This window comes from Luteococcus sp. H91 (assembly GCF_038433135.1).
In the GTDB taxonomy this organism is placed as follows: domain Bacteria; phylum Actinomycetota; class Actinomycetes; order Propionibacteriales; family Propionibacteriaceae; genus Luteococcus.
Genome location: NZ_JBCDMV010000009.1, coordinates 1 through 15135, shown reverse-complemented (window position 1 = coordinate 15135; position 15135 = coordinate 1). Strand labels below are relative to the sequence as shown.

At 68.6% G+C, this 15135-nt stretch carries 12 protein-coding genes; 9 read left to right on the top strand and 3 right to left on the bottom strand.

Annotation, left to right across the window (positions count from 1 at the left end):
• Positions 1 to 18: 18 nt before the first annotated feature.
• Together dnaE and AAEX57_RS06535 are read left to right on the top strand one after the other, a co-directional pair.
• Positions 19 to 3576 (top strand): DNA polymerase III subunit alpha, encoded by a 3558-nt coding sequence (dnaE, locus tag AAEX57_RS06540; protein ID WP_342091311.1) that lies wholly within the window; start codon positions 19 to 21, stop codon positions 3574 to 3576.
• 34 nt (positions 3577 to 3610) lie between these two features.
• Complete coding sequence (locus tag AAEX57_RS06535; protein WP_342091312.1) at positions 3611 to 4315, top strand: hypothetical protein; 705 nt, start codon at positions 3611 to 3613, stop codon at positions 4313 to 4315.
• A 106-nt stretch (positions 4316 to 4421) separates the two neighbouring features.
• Here the strand turns inward: AAEX57_RS06535 and bluB are convergent, their stop codons facing one another.
• From bluB to AAEX57_RS06520, 3 genes are all read right to left on the bottom strand, one after another.
• Positions 4422 to 6158, bottom strand: a complete 1737-nt coding sequence (bluB, locus tag AAEX57_RS06530) for a 5,6-dimethylbenzimidazole synthase (RefSeq protein WP_342091313.1) — start codon at positions 6156 to 6158, stop codon at positions 4422 to 4424.
• 69 nt (positions 6159 to 6227) lie between these two features.
• Positions 6228 to 6719, bottom strand: coding sequence for a Cys-tRNA(Pro) deacylase (ybaK, locus tag AAEX57_RS06525; RefSeq protein ID WP_342091340.1), 492 nt, complete (start codon positions 6717 to 6719; stop codon positions 6228 to 6230).
• A 9-nt stretch (positions 6720 to 6728) separates the two neighbouring features.
• Positions 6729 to 7478, bottom strand: a complete 750-nt coding sequence (locus tag AAEX57_RS06520; RefSeq protein WP_342091314.1) for a DUF554 domain-containing protein — start codon at positions 7476 to 7478, stop codon at positions 6729 to 6731.
• A gap of 95 nt (positions 7479 to 7573) precedes the next feature.
• Between AAEX57_RS06520 and hisD the strand changes: the two genes are divergently transcribed.
• From hisD to AAEX57_RS06485, 7 genes are all read left to right on the top strand, one after another.
• Positions 7574 to 8920: a histidinol dehydrogenase gene (gene hisD, locus AAEX57_RS06515; RefSeq protein WP_446721095.1), complete on the top strand. Its 1347-nt coding sequence runs from the start codon at positions 7574 to 7576 to the stop codon at positions 8918 to 8920.
• Positions 8920 to 10047, top strand: a complete 1128-nt coding sequence (locus tag AAEX57_RS06510; protein ID WP_342091315.1) for a histidinol-phosphate transaminase — start codon at positions 8920 to 8922, stop codon at positions 10045 to 10047. Before hisD ends, AAEX57_RS06510 begins: the two co-directional genes overlap by 1 nt.
• A complete protein-coding gene (gene hisB, locus AAEX57_RS06505) occupies positions 10044 to 10652 on the top strand; it encodes an imidazoleglycerol-phosphate dehydratase HisB (RefSeq protein ID WP_342091316.1) in 609 nt (202 codons plus the stop codon). Before AAEX57_RS06510 ends, hisB begins: the two co-directional genes overlap by 4 nt.
• 32 nt (positions 10653 to 10684) lie before the next feature.
• Complete coding sequence (gene hisH, locus AAEX57_RS06500) at positions 10685 to 11308, top strand: imidazole glycerol phosphate synthase subunit HisH (RefSeq protein WP_342091317.1); 624 nt, start codon at positions 10685 to 10687, stop codon at positions 11306 to 11308.
• Positions 11309 to 11317: 9 nt separating this feature from the next.
• On the top strand, positions 11318 to 12055 hold the full coding sequence (gene priA, locus AAEX57_RS06495) for a bifunctional 1-(5-phosphoribosyl)-5-((5-phosphoribosylamino)methylideneamino)imidazole-4-carboxamide isomerase/phosphoribosylanthranilate isomerase PriA (RefSeq protein ID WP_342091318.1): 738 nt from the start codon (positions 11318 to 11320) through the stop codon (positions 12053 to 12055).
• Positions 12052 to 14373 carry an HAD-IB family hydrolase gene (locus AAEX57_RS06490; protein WP_342091319.1) on the top strand — a complete coding sequence of 774 codons (2322 nt, stop codon included), beginning with the start codon at positions 12052 to 12054 and terminating at the stop codon, positions 14371 to 14373. The genes priA and AAEX57_RS06490 overlap by 4 nt, the downstream gene beginning before the upstream one ends.
• A gap of 8 nt (positions 14374 to 14381) precedes the next feature.
• On the top strand, positions 14382 to 15135 hold a 754-nt coding region (locus AAEX57_RS06485; protein WP_342097765.1), incomplete at its 3' end, for a GNAT family N-acetyltransferase.

Here is a 15135-nt window from a genome sequence, read left to right as displayed (position 1 = left end):
AAGAGGCGCAGCCACCCCATGGCCGAGAACTTCGTCCACCTGCACACCCACACCGAGTACTCGATGCTCGACGGGGCCGCGAAGAACTCCAAGCTCTTCGCGGAGGTTGCCCGCCAGGGCATGCCGGCCATCGCGATGACCGACCACGGCAACATGTTCGGCGCCTACGAATTCCACAAGATCGCCAAGGACTATCCCGACGTCAAGCCGATCATCGGGATCGAGGCCTATGTGGCGCCGTCGTCGCGGCACTCCCGGGTGCAGGAGTTCTGGGCCAAGGGCCGCCACGACGGCACTGACGCGACGGTGGAGGGCGGCAAGGACGTTTCCGGGGGTGGTCGCTACACCCACATGACCATGTGGGCCGCCAATGCCACCGGTCTGCGCAACCTCTTCCGGCTCAGCTCGCTGGCCTCCTACGAGGGCTACTACATGAAGCCCCGGATGGATCGGGAGATCATCAGCCAGTACTCCGAGGGGATCATCGCCACCACCGGCTGCCCGTCCGGCGAGGTGCAGACCCGGTTGCGGCTGGGGCAGTTCGACGAGGCGGTGGCCGCGGCGGCCGCCTACCAGGAGATCTTCGGGCGTGAGAACTACTTCCTGGAGCTGATGGACCACGGCATCGACATTGAACGCAATGTCCGTGAGGACCTGTTGCGCGTCGCCAAGAAGCTGAACATCCCGCTGGTGGCCAGCAATGACTCGCACTACGTCACCGAGGACCAGGCCGACAGCCACGACGACCTGTTGTGCGTCGGCGTGGGCCGCAACAAGGATGACCCCAACCGCTTCCGCTTCAACGGCTCCGGCTACTACATCAAGACGAATGAGGAGATGCGCAAGCTCTTCAGTGAGCTGCCCGACTCCTGCGACAACACCCTGGAGATCGCGGAGCGGATCGAGAGCTACGCCGACGTCTTCAAGCACGTCGACCGGATGCCGCAGTTCGACGTTCCCGAGGGCGAGACCCAGGAATCCTGGCTGCGCAAGAAGGTGGAGGAGGGCGTCAAGATCCGCTACGGCGACGCCGATCGCCCCGACGTCCTGGAGCGGATCGAGACCGAACTGACGGTGATCGAGCCGCTGGGCTTCAGCTCCTACTTCCTGGTGGTCTCCGACATCTGCAACAAGGCACGGGAGATGGGCGTCGCAGTCGGCCCCGGCCGAGGCTCTGCCGCAGGCTCGATGATCGCCTACCTCACCGGCATCATCCAGATCGACCCGCTGGAGCACGGCCTGCTCTTCGAGCGCTTCCTCAACCCCGAGCGGATCAGCCCGCCCGACATCGACCTGGACTTCGACGACCGCAAGCGCGACAAGGTGATCGACTACGTCACCACCAAGTACGGCGACGAGTACACCAGCCAGGTCAACACCTTCAGCACCATCAAGGCGAAGGCCGCCGTCAAGGACGCCAACCGCATCCTGGGCTACCCCTTCGGCCTGGGCGACAAGATCACCAAGGCGATGCCGGCCGACGTGATGGGCAAGGGCGTCCCGCTCAAGGACCTGTTCAACGAGCAGCACCCTCGCTACGCCGAGGGGATGGAGATCCGGGAGCTCTACAACACCCAGGCCGACGTCAAGAAGGTGATCGACACCGGGCTCGGGCTGGAGGGCCTGATGCGCGGCACCGGCGTGCACGCCTGCGCCTTCATCCTGTCCAGCGAGAAGCTGCTGGACGTCGTGCCCATGCACAAGCGGGACAAGGACGGCATGATCATCGCCGGCTTTGCCTACCCTCAGCTTGAGGAAATGGGCCTGATGAAGATGGACTTCCTGGGCCTGCGCAACCTGGGAATCATGGACCACGCCGTCCAGATCATCAAGACCAACAAGGGCATCGACATCGACGTCGCCACCCTGGAACTCGACGACCAGAAGACCTATGACCTGCTGGCCCGCGGCGACACGCTGGGTGTCTTCCAGCTCGACGGCGGCGCGATGCGCTCCCTGTTGCGCCAGATGGGCCCGACCGGCTTCGACGACATCACCGCCGTGCTCGCGCTGTACCGGCCCGGTCCGATGGGCGCCAACGCCCACATCGCCTATGCCGAGCGCAAGAACGGCCGGCAGGAGATCGTCCCGATCCACCCGGAGCTGAAGGAGGCGCTCGATCCGCTGATCGGCGACACCTTCCACCTGATCGTCTACCAGGAACAGATCATGGCGATCGCCCGGGCCCTGGCCGGCTACACGCTGGGTGGCGCCGACCTGCTGCGTCGTGCGATGGGCAAGAAGAAGCCCGAGATCCTGGCCAAGGAATTCAACCACTTCCAGGAGGGGATGCGCGGCAACGGCTACTCCGACGCCGCCATCCAGACCCTCTGGGACGTGATGGTGCCCTTCGCCGGCTACGCCTTCAACAAGTCGCACGCCGCAGGCTACGCCCTGGTCTCCTACTGGACGGCTTGGCTGAAGGCCAACTACCCGGCCGAGTACGGCGCCGCGCTGCTCACCAGCGTCGGCGACGACAAGGACAAGATGGCGCTCTACCTGGGCGACATGCGCGCCCAGCACATCCGGGTGTTGCCGCCCGACGTGAACACCTCCGAGCTGGAGTTCACCGCCGTCGGGGAGGACATCCGCTTCGGTCTGGGTGCCATCCGCAATGTCGGCGAGCACGTGGTGGCCGGCATCGTGGAGGCCCGGCAGAGCGAGGGCGCCTTCACCGACTTCTACGACTTCCTGGACAAGGTTCCCTTGCAGGTCTGCAACAAGCGGATGATCGAATCGCTGATCAAGGCCGGCGCCTTCGACTCGCTCGGGCACTCCCGTCGGGCGTTGATGAGCATCTTCGAGACCGCCGTCGACCAGGTGCTGGACCTCAAGCGCAACCAGGCCAATGGCCAGGACGACCTGTTCGGTGACTTCGGGCTGGCCGCCGACGAGCCGGAGGCGGAGCAGCACCACGAGACGGTGCCGGAACTGGAGGACTGGGACAAGCGCACCAAGCTCGCCTTCGAACGCGAGATGCTCGGCCTCTATGTCTCCGACCACCCGCTGCAGGGCCTGGAACACATCCTGGAGTCCGAACGCGACATCTCCATCGGCAACCTCATCGCCCCCGACGGGCCGAAGGAGGGGATGATGAGCATCGCCGGGATGATCACCACGATCCAACGCAAGCAGACCAAGACCGGCGCCATCTGGGCGATCCTCACGGTGGAGGACCTGGAGGCGTCGGTGAACGTGATGTGCTTCCCCAAGGTCTACGAGCAGATCGCGATGCACCTGGCCACCGACCAGGTGGTGCGGGTCAAGGGCCGGATCCGGGAGAAGGAGGAGTCGGTGGAGATCCACTGCCAGGAACTCTCCATCCCCGACATCTCCGACGGACCCACCGGGCCCGTGGTGATCCAGCTGCCCGCCGGGCGGTGCACCCCGCCGGTGGTGGACCAGCTGCGCGAGGTTCTGCACAGCCACCCGGGCATGACCGAGGTGCGGCTGCGACTGCTCACCCAGCAGCAGAACACGCTCTTCCGACTGGACGACACGCTTCGGGTCACCGCCTCGCAACCGCTGATGGCAGACCTGAAGGCGCTGCTCGGGCCGTCCTGCCTGGCGGGGTAGAGTGACGCAGCATCCGGAACAGAAAGGCGACCTGGTGACGCACACCGAGCCGATGCTCGGCTCGTCCGGCACGTCCGCCGCGAGCCCCGAGGACATGGAACTGCTGGAGGGCGAGGCCTACGCGCCCCAGCCCCGGCTGCCGATGATGACGCGGCTGCCGATCGGCCCCCGCACCCGCGGCCTGCTGGTCTTCGTACTGCTGACGATGCTGGTGGGCGCACTGACCGGGGTGCTGTGGCATCTGGTGGTGGACCTGCCCACGTACCAGGTGGACGCCGACGGCCGGGCCACCATCTCCGAACGGGGCCTCACCCAGGTCTTCTCCACCGACGCCTGGTTCTGCCTGTTCGGCATGATCCTGGGAACGACGATCGGGGTGCTGGCCTGGCGCTGGTTCCGTCGCCTCGGTTGGCCCGTGACGCTGCTGGCCTTCGCATCGGCCGTGCTGAGCGGCCTACTGTGCTGGTGGGTCGGCATGTTGATGGGGCCGCACAACTTCCGCACCCGGATCGCCCAGGCCGGTGCAGGTGAATCGGTGCCGATCGACTTCCAGTTGCACGCCTGGTCCTCGATGCTGGTCTGGCCCTTCTTCGCCACCATCCCGATCCTGCTGTACTCGTCGCTGGGCGTCGACGAGCAGATCCGGCCCCGGGTACGACGACCTCGCACCAAGGACGTGACCGCGCCGCCGGTGGGTGACCAGCCGCCCAGCACACCGGTACCGCCGCCCGCCGGCTGACCCCTCGACAAGCTCGGGCCGCGTGGTCGTTGGGTTGCAACCACGGTGGCCGTGGGTCGCAAGCACGATGGCCGAGCGTGTCGGCCAGTTCCACTCGCGTCCGGCCCTACCTGGTGCGGGCCACCAGACGTCGCATGTTCTGCCCCTGCAGCAGCAGCGACGCCGCCAGGCAACCGCCCACGCCCTCGCCGCTGCGCAACCGCAGCGCCAGCAGCGGCTCCAGCCCGAGCTCGGTGAGCACCTGCTCGTGGGCCCGCTCGCGGCTCTGCTGGCCACCGATCAGGTAGGCCTGCACGCCGGGTTCGATCCTGACCGCCAGCAGCGCGGCGACGCTGGTGGCCAAGCCATCCAGCACCACCACGGCCTGGTTCTCGGCCGCGCCGAGTACTACACCGGCCAGCACCGCGAACTCGCCGCCACCCAGCGCAGCCAGGGTCTGCAGCGGATCCTCGTGGCCCGGCTCCTGCGCCCACCGGGCCAGTGCCCGATCGACCACGTGCTGCTTGCGGGTGAGCATGTCGGCGTCGGCGGCCGTTCCCAGTCCCACCGCTTCTTCGGCGTTCAGACCGAGCAGGGCAGCGGCCAGGGCAGCGGCGACGGTGGTGTTGCCGATGCCGACCTCGCCCAGCACCACCAGGCCCGAGGCGGCCGCCTCGGCGCCGATCGTGCAACCGGCCGCCAAGAGGGTCCGGGCATCGGCCGGGCTCAGCGCGTCGGTGCCGACCAGATCGCCCGTGGGGTCGGTCGGCCGGTGCTGGCGCGCACCGGCGACGGGGGAGAGCACGCCGGCGTCGACGACGATGGAGCCCAGCCCGGCGCCGTGGGCGGCGACGACGCCCATCCCGGCGCCCTGCACGCTGGCGGTCAGCACGTCGTGGGTGACGTGTGGCTCGAAGGAGCTGATCCGGTGCACGGTCACCGGGTGGTCCGCGCCGGCCAGCACCAGGCAGCCGCCATCGATGCCCTGCGGCCGCACCGCCTCCACCCGGTTCAGGGCACGATCCAGCACGCCTAGCGAGCCGGGCGTGGTCAGCAGGTCGTCCGCGGTGTCGGTTGCGTGCACCATACGGGTCTGGTCCGGCGCGCGCAGGTGGTTGGCCGGTGTCGGGAGGTCGTCGGTGGGCCAGTGGTCGTGCAGGATCACGTCGTCCAGCGGCATCTTCTGTGACCAGGCGAGCCGCTCCAGCCCGGGCGAGGGCGGACGCTCGTCGGGCCAGCCCAGACAGAGCCAGCCGAGGGTCTCGACGCCCTCGGGCAGGCCGAGCAGGTCTGCCAGTTCCTGCGGCTGGAAGAGGGTGACCCACCCCATGCCCAGACCGTGGGCGCGGGCGGTGAGCCAGATGTTCTCGATCGCGGCGGCGCAGCTCCACATGTCGGCGTCGGTGAAGGTGGCCCGGCCCAGTACGCCGATCGCCGGGGTGCGCCGGTCACAGGCCACCACCAGACCCAGTGGTGCCTCCCGCAGCCCCTCCAGCTTGAGGTCCAGAAGCTGCTGGCCGCGTTGCGGGGCGAGCTTGGCGGCCTGCCACAGCCGCGACCTGTCGGCCATCGCCGCGGCCTGGTCCCGCAACTGCGGGTCCTGGACGACGATGAACCGCCACGGCTGCGAATGGCCCACCGACGGGCCGGCATGGCCGGCGGCGATCAGCTTGTCCACCAGTTCGGGCGGCACCGGATCCGGCCGGAACCGACGGATGTCCCGCCGCGAGCTGAGCACCCTGTCCAGCGCATCGATGGTCTGCTCGTCGAAGGCCCAGCCCGCCGGATCGTCGGCACGCTCGTGCGCGGCGGAGGTGTCCCCGATCACGGGAACCGGGCGGGGGAAGGGAGTGCTCTGGGCCATGCTCCCCACCCTATTGACCAGCCTGTCGGGCGGTGCGTCGGGGTGCGCAAGCCGTTGGCCTGCGACGGGTCAGCGGGCGATCGTGGCGAAGCTGGCGCGGGTGATCAGGGCAAGGTCTGCGGGGGAGAGTTCCACCTGAAGGCCGCGCCTGCCGGCCGAGACCATCATGGTGCCGAAGGCTTGCGCGGAGGAGTCGATGAAGGTGGGCAGGGTCTTCTTCTGCCCCAGCGGGGAGATGCCGCCGACGATGTAGCCCGTCGTCCGCTCCGCCAACGAATGCTCCGCCAGAGCGGCCTTCTTCGCGCCAGCAGCGGCCGCCAGCGCCTTGAGGTCCAGCTGTTGGGCCACCGGCACCACCGCCACCACCAGCGGTGCGGGCCCGCCGGTGCAGCTCACCACCAGGGTCTTGAAGACCTGGGCCGGATCCTGGCCCAGGGCGCGCACCGCCTCCTCACCGAAGTGAGTATTGGCCGGGTCATGGTCATAGGGCAGCAGGGTGTGCGGCACCTTCGCGCGGTCCAGTGCCTTGGTGGCGGGTGTTCCGGTGGCGGCCACGGGCAGACAGTCCTTTCAGAACAGTTGGATCAACCAGACGAACAGCGGTGCACAGACCAGGGCGGGCAGCATGTCGGCCACCCGCATCGGCTTGAGCCCCATCAGCCGGATGGACAGGGCCATCAACACCAGGCCCCCGGCCACGGTCAGCGCGTCGATCTGGGCGGGCGGCAGGACGTCGCCCAGCAGGAAGCCGAGCAGGGTGAGCGTTCCCTGGTAGAGGCCCACCGTGACGGCGGACAGCATCACCCCGACGCCCAGGGAGCTGGCGAAGGCCACCGCCGCGAAACCGTCCAGGACGGCTTTGGCCAGCAGCTGTTCTGCGCCACGGCCCAGCCCGTCGGAGAGCGATCCCAGGATGGAGAGCGGGCCGACGCAGAAGACCAGGGTCGCGGTCACGAAGCCGTCGACGAAGCGGTGCGAATCGTCGGCGCCCAGCTTGCTGCGCACCCACCGGCCCAGATCGTCCATCCGCTCCTCCAGCCGTAGCCAGGAGCCGATCAGCGAGCCGGTGATCAGGGCCAGCAGGATCACGATCAGCGCCGCACCATCACCCACCGCCTGGTTCAGCGTGGGTTGCAGCAGGGGCCGCAGGGACAGGGCGGCGATCACCAGCACCACCAGGCCCAGGCCGTCGGTGACGGTGGCGGCGGTGCGGGCGGAGAGCCGCCCGCCCAGGGCCAGGCCGGCGGCCGAGCCGAGCAGGATCGTCACGATGTTGACCACAGTGCCGACGCCGATGAAGCCGTGCTGCAGGAATTCCACGCGTGCATCCCATCACAGCAGGTCAGCCGGGGCTGGCCCGTGCCAGCCGGTGGAAGCCGCCGGAAACTGTCGGGGCCGCAAACTAGACTCGGCCCGTGCCTGAGAACCAACTTCTGCGAACTCTTGACCTGACAGCCGCCGGTGCCGAGGGCGAGTCCTTCGACTACCGCGCCGCGGTCCCGCGCGCCACGTTCGACGTCGAACATGCGGTGGAGAAGGTCCGCCCGATCTGCGATGCGGTCGCGGCCGAGGGCGAGGCCGCACTGCTGCGCTTCGCCGAACAGTTCGACAAGGTGACCCCACAGCATCTGCGGGTGCCGGTGGAGATCCTCCGGCAGTGTGCCGGGGAACTGGATCCCGAGCTGCGGGCCGCCTTCGACGAGTCGATCACCCGGCGCCGGCAGGTCTGCGAGCTGGCAGAGAAGGAGAGCACCTCCCCGAGCATCACCGTCGCTCCCGGTGCCACCGTCGCCCAGCGGATCATCCCCGTCGGTCGGGTGGGGCTGTACGTGCCCGGTGGTCTGGCGCCGCTGGCCAGCTCGGTGATCATGAATGTGGTGCCGGCGCAGGTGGCCGGGGTTCAGTCAATCGCCGTCACCAGCCCGCCGCAGACGGAATTCGGCGGCCTGCCGCACCCCAACATCCTGGCGCTGTGCCACATCCTGGGCATCGACGAGGTCTACGCCGTCGGCGGCGCGCAGGCGATCGCGATGTTCGCCCACGGTGTGCCCGGCCTGTGCGAGCGGGTGGACATGGTCACCGGCCCCGGCAACATCTACGTCGTCGCTGCCAAGCGGCTGCTGCGCGGCAAGGTCGGCATCGACTCGGAGGCGGGGCCCACCGAGATCATGGTCCTGGCCGACGACAGCGCCAACCCGGAGCACGTCGCGGCCGACCTGATCAGCCAGGCCGAGCACGACCCGATGGCCGGATCGGTGCTGGTCACCGATTCCGTCGCCCTTGCCGACGCGGTGCAGCAGGTCACCGCCCGGCAGGCGGCCGCCACCCGGCACGCCGAGCGAGTACACACGGCCCTGACCGGCGAGCAGTCCGGCATCGTGCTGGTCCGCGACATCGAGCAGGGGCTGCTGGTCTGCGACGCCTACGCCGCCGAGCACCTGGAGGTGCAGACCCGCGAGCCCGAGGCGGTTGCTGCGCGGGTGCGCAATGCCGGCGCGATCTTCGTCGGTGGTTACTCGCCGGTCTCGCTGGGGGACTACTCGGCCGGTTCCACCCACGTCCTGCCCACCGCGGGCTGCGCCTGCCACAGCTCGGGGCTCAATGTGCGCAGCTTCATGCGCGCCGTCCACGTGATCAACTACAACCAGGCGGCGCTGCTGGAGCTGGCCGACGGGGTGGAGACCTTTGCCCTGGCCGAGAACCTGCCCGGCCATGCCAATGCCATCACGGTGCGTCGGCCCGTCGACGGTGAGGTGCAGTGATGAACGAACCCGTCGCACCGATCACCCTGGACCAGCTGCCACTGCGTGCCGAACTGGTGGGCCAGGAGCCCTACGGCGCCCCGCAGCTGGACGTCCCGGTGGCGCTCAACGTGAACGAGAACCCGTACCCGCCCAGCGACAAGGTGCGCGAGCAGATGGGCAAGGCGATCGCGGAATCCGCCCGCACCGTCAACCGTTACCCGGATCGGGAGGCGCTGGAGCTGCGCACAGCCCTGGCCGACTACCTCGGCTTCGGGCTGGCCGCCGAGAACATCTGGGCCGCCAATGGGTCCAATGAGGTGATGACCCACCTGCTGCAGGCCTTCGGCGGCCCGGGCCGCACGGTGCTGGGCTTCAGCCCCACCTACTCGATGTACCCCGAATACGCCCGAAACACCCTGAGCAACTATGTGGCGGTGCCCCGCGGCGAGGGCTACCGGGTGGAGGCCGACGCGGTGCTGGCCGCCGTGGCGGAACACCGGGCCGACGTCATCCTGATCACCACTCCGAACAACCCCACCGGCACCACCACGCCGGTGAGCGTGATCGACGAGATCTGCACCCGACTGGCCGAGGTGCGCCCGGACTGCATCGTGGTGGTGGACGAGGCGTACCAGGAGTTCACCGAGATCCCGGAGGATTCCGCCCTGGCGCTGCTGCCGCGCCACCAGCACCTGGTGGTCAGCCGCACCATGAGCAAGGCCTTCGCCTACGCGGGCGGTCGTTTGGGCTACCTTGCCGCCACCCCGGCCATCGTCGATGCCTGTCGGATCGTCCGGCTGCCCTACCACCTCTCGGCCGCCTCGCAGGCGATCGCGCTGGTGGCACTGGCCCATGCGGACGAGATGTTGCAGCGGGTTGATGATCTGCGCGACCAGTGCCAGCAGTTGCAGCAGTGGCTGCGGGAACAGGGCCTGGACGTGGTGCCCAGCCAGGCGAATTTCTGCCTCTTCGGCCGCTTCGCCGACCGGCATGAGGTCTGGCAGCTCCTGCTGGAGCGGGGCGTCCTGATCCGCGAGACGGGCCCCGATGGCTACCTGCGGGTCTCCGCCGGAACGCCACAGGAGATGGCCGCCTTCCGCGCCGCCCTGACCGAGATCCTGCCCACCATCAAGGAGTCCGCATGAGCCGCACCGCCACCGTGGAGCGCACCACCAGCGAATCCACCATCAGCGTCAGCATCAACCTGGACGGCACCGGCAGCAGCCAGATCAGCACCGGCGTCGGCTTCTACGACCACATGCTCACCGCGTTGAGCAAGCACTCCGGCATCGACATGACGATCAGCTGCACCGGCGACGCGCACATCGACGGCCACCACAGCGTCGAGGACACGGCGATCGCGCTCGGCCAGGCGATCAAGCAGGCGCTGGGCGACAAGTCGGGCATCACTCGCTACGGCGACGCGATGGTGCCGCTGGACGAGGCCCTGGCCCAGTGCGTGGTGGATGTGGCCGGCCGGCCCTACTGCGTCTGCACCGGGGAACCGGATGGCCAGGTCTACGCCCTGATCGGCGGCTCCGGGGTGCCCTATGCCGGCTCGATGACCTACCACGTCTTCGAATCGTTGGCGCTCAATGCGGGGCTGTGCATCCACCTGCGCTTGCTGGCCGGGCGGGATCCGCACCACATCGTCGAGGCCGAGTTCAAGGCCCTCGCCCGGGCGCTGCGCACCGCCGTGGCACCGGACCCGCGGGTGCAGGGCATCCCCAGCACCAAGGGCGCGCTGTGACCGCTCACCCTTGCGGTCGCCACCCTCGCCTGGTGAAAGTCGGCGTGCTGGACTATGGCTCGGGGAACCTGCACTCGGCCTGCCGTGCACTGGAGGCCGCGGGCGGCGACGTGCTGCTCAGCAGCGACCACGACGCGCTGCGCCGTTGCGACCAGTTGTTGGTGCCCGGGGTGGGGGCCTTCGCCGCCTGCATGGAGGGCTTGCGGGCCGTCGGGGGAGACGAGCTGATCGCCGGCTGGATCGAGCAGGGCAAGCCGTTGCTGGGGATCTGCGTCGGCCACCAGATCCTGTTTGGTGATGGCGCGGAACACGGCCGTGCTGCGGCGGGTCTGGGGGTCTTCGACGGCACCGTGGAGCAGCTGAACGCCGAGCGCCTGCCGCACATGGGGTGGAACACGGTGGCGGTGCCCGACGGCAGTCGGCTCTTCGCCGGGCTGGCCGATGAGCGGTTCTACTTCGTGCACTCCTATGGCGTGCACGCCGCCCCCGGTGACGCGCTGGTCACCTGGGCGGAACATGGCGGGGATCGCTTCGTCGCCGCCGTCGAGCGCGGTGTGGTGTCGAGCACCCAGTTCCACCCCGAGAAGTCGGGTGCCGCCGGGGCACAACTGCTGACCAACTGGTTGTCACACGGTGACAACGCTTCGATGGGCTAGGGTTCAGTCGTGAATTCTCTTGTTCTGCTTCCCGCCGTTGACGTCCAGAACGGGCAGGCCGTGCAGCTTGTCCAGGGAGTGGCCGGCTCCGAGAAGGTCTTCGGAGACCCGCTCGAGGCTGCCCGCCGTTGGCAGAGTCAGGGAGCCGAGTGGATCCACCTGGTGGATCTGGACGCGGCCTTTGGCCGCGGCAGCAATTACGAGGTGTTGGCCCGGATCGTCGACGAACTGCACATCAATGTGGAGATGTCCGGCGGCATCCGCGACGACGCCAGCCTGGAGCGGGCACTGGCCGCCGGTGCCCGACGGGTGAATGTCGGCACCGCCGCCCTGGAGAACCCGGAATGGTGTGAGCAGATCATCAAGACCCACGGTGACCGGGTGGCGATCGGTCTGGACGTGAAGGGCACGCGGTTGGCGGCCCGCGGCTGGACCACCGAGGGTGGGGACCTGTTCGAGACCGTCGAGCGGCTGAACGCCGCCGGCTGTGCCCGCTATGTCGTCACCGACGTGGCCAGCGACGGCATGCTGACCGGCCCCAATCTGGAACTGCTGGGCCAGGTCTGTGCCCGCACCGAGGCCGCCGTGGTGGCCAGCGGTGGCATCTCCACCCTGGATGACCTGCGCCAGCTGCGCGGCCTGGTGCCGATCGGCGTGGAGGGTGCCATCGTCGGCACGGCCCTGTACGTGGGCAACTTCACGCTGCCCGAGGCCCTGGCCGCCGCCAAGGGTGAGGACGCCCGATGACGGCGCTGCTGCACGGCCGATTGAAGGACGAGCTGGCCAGCAAGAAGATCGTGATGACCGGTGTGACCGGTTTCATCGGTGAACAGATCCTGTGGAAGATCCTGACCGAGCTGCCGGACACCCGTGCCGTGGTGCTGGTGCGGCCCAAGGGGTCGGTGACCGCGCGGGATCGGGTGGTGAGCCTGCTCAAGAAGCCGATCTTCAAGGATCTGGCGACGGCGGCGGGTGGTGCCGAGGCTCTCTGTGATGCCCGCGTCGACGTGCTCTCCGGCGACCTGCCCAATGTGCCCGAGCTGCCGCGGGACCTGGACGTGGTGATCCACTGCGCCGGTGATGTCAGCTTCGACCCGCCGATCGACTCGGCCTTCAAGACCAATGTGCTGGGCACCCAGGCGCTGATGCAGGCCATGCTGAGGGCCTGCAGCGACGAACAGGGCAGTCTGGTGAGGATCCCGCACTATGTGCACATCTCCACCGCCTACACGGCGGGGCGGCGCCGGGGCGCGATCCCCGAGGCGGCGCACGAGCACGACGTCGACTACCGGGTGGAGACCGAGCAGGCGTTGGCCATGGGCGAGCTGGTGGAGGCGCAGAGCCGTACCTCGGAACAGCTGGCCGAGCTGCGCAAGCAGGCCGAGCGGGAACACCGGCAGGCCGGCTTCCTGACCACGGCGGAGGACACCGAGCGTCGCCGTCAGGAATGGGTGAAGGCCAAGTTGGTGGAGGCGGGCACCGAGCGCGCCCGCTCGCTGGGCTGGACCGACGTGTACACCTTCGCCAAGGCGATGGGGGAGCGGGTCGTCGCTGACCTGGGCAAGGACATCAAGGTCTCGATCGTGCGGCCCGCCATCGTGGAGTCCAGTCTGGTGCACCCTTACCCGGGGTGGATCGAGGGTTTCAAGATGGCCGATCCGATCATCCTGGCCTATGGCAAGGGACAGTTGAAGGAGTTTCCGGCCTCACCCGATGCGGCGCTGGACATCGTGCCGTGTGACCACGTGGTGAATGCCATCGTCGCGGTCTGCGCGACCGAGCCGCAGATCGGGCAGCCGGAGTTCTACCACTGCTCCACCGGTGCCCGGAACCCGATGACCTTCCGGGAGATCTACGAGTACATCCGGGAGTACTTCAGCCAGCACCCCTACACCCGCTCCGACGGAACGGTCGCGCCGCTGGCCACCTGGAAGTTCCCCGGTGAGCAGCCGGTGGAGCGCTTCCTCAATGTCGCCGAGAAGGCGCACAAGGTCGGCAACCGCGCGCTCAGCTGGGCGCCGCGCGGAAAGTACACCCGGCAGGCGGCCACCGCGCTGGACAAGCAGGGCAAGAGCCTCAGCTTCCTGCGCCGTTACCTCAGCCTCTACGGGGAATACCTGCAGTCGCAGGTGCACTTCGTCGACGACTGCACCATGGCGTTGCACAATTCGCTGCACCCCGACGACGTCGCCTCCTTCGCCTTCGACACCTCGGCGGTGGACTGGCGGACCTACATGATGGAGATCCACACCCCGGCGATCACCGATCCGGTGCGCCGGCTGGAGGCGCTGCGCAACCGTCGCGGCAAGCGTTCCAGCACCTACAAGGAGCTCAAGCCCGCCGAGCCGGGCACGGTGCTGGCCGCCTTCGACCTGGACGGCACCGTGATGGACACCAATGTGGTGGAGACCTACCTGTGGGCCCGGTTGCCCAACCTGTCCCCGGTGGGGCGGGTGCGGGAGCTGACCGAGGTCGCCGCCTCACTGCCCGGCTACCTGGGTGCCGATCGACGTGACCGTGCCACCTTCCTGCGATCCATCTACCGGCGCTATGCGGGGATGGAGATGAGCGGGCTGGAGGCCTACGTCGACGAACAGATGGCACCCTTCGTGAAGGATCGCCTCTCGCCCGACGCCCTGGCCCGGATCCAGGAGCACCGTGACGCCGGACACACCACCATCCTGATGACCGGCGTGATCCGGCCCTTGACCCGGCCGCTGGAGGACCTGTTCGACGTGATCATCGCCGCCGAACTGGCCACCGACGCGAACGGCGTGTGCACCGGCTTCCTCACCTCGCCGCCGATGGTGGGCGAGTCCCGCTCCGCGTGGCTGAAGCACTACGCGGCCCAGCACCAGATCGACCTGGACACGTGCTACGCCTATGCCGACAGCCATGTGGACCTGCCGATGCTGAACACCGTCGGCAATCCGGTGGCGGTGCAGCCCGACGTGGGCCTGCTGCGCGCCGCCCGCAAGGGCGGTTGGAGCGTGGTCGACTGGCATTCCAGCCGATCCATCCAGCGCTGGAAGCTGCCTCGTCGCGCCGAGAACGTCGGGCGCTGACCGGCGACGTGGATCCCTTCGTCGAGGGCAGCCTGGAATGGACCGCCCTGCAAGCCGAGGACCTCGACCAGCTCGCGGAACTGCGAACTGCGATCGAGTACTTCGACGACCCGGTCGAGCGCCTGGGGCTGACCGAGCTGGAGGAGTACTACAGCGCACCCGGGGCGGATCCGTCCGCCGATGCCGTCGTGGGGCGGGACAAGGGCGGCACCATCGTCGCCTACGGCTGGAACCACATTCGCGGGCTCGACGTCGGTGAGCCCCAGGTCTGGCTGGATGGCGGCGTGCACCCGGCCTGGCGACACCAGCAATTGGGCCGGCGGCTCCTGGAGTGGCAGGTTGCGCGGGCCCAGGAGTGGTTCGACGAGACACTTGTCACACATCCCGAACTGGGCCGTCGGGTGCTGCTGACCCGCTATGTGGATGAGAAGGCGGGTGCCCACGGGCATCTGATGGAGCAGGGTGGGTTCACCGCCCGGCGCTGGTACTTCGACATGCACCGGGGTTTCGAGGACGAGTACGGGCACCGCACCATCCCGACCATGCCGAGCACCGACGGGATCCAGCTGCAGCCCTATCATCCGGAGCTGAGTGAGGCCGTCCGGCTGGCACACAATGAGGCCTTCGCCGACGTCCCCGGGGTGCACCGTGTCTCGTCCGCCGCGTGGGAACACTCGATGCGGCGCCGGGCTGCCCGTCCGCAGTGGTCGTGGGTGGCCACCCACGACGGTGATGTGGGGGGTTCTGCGATGGACAGCGCCT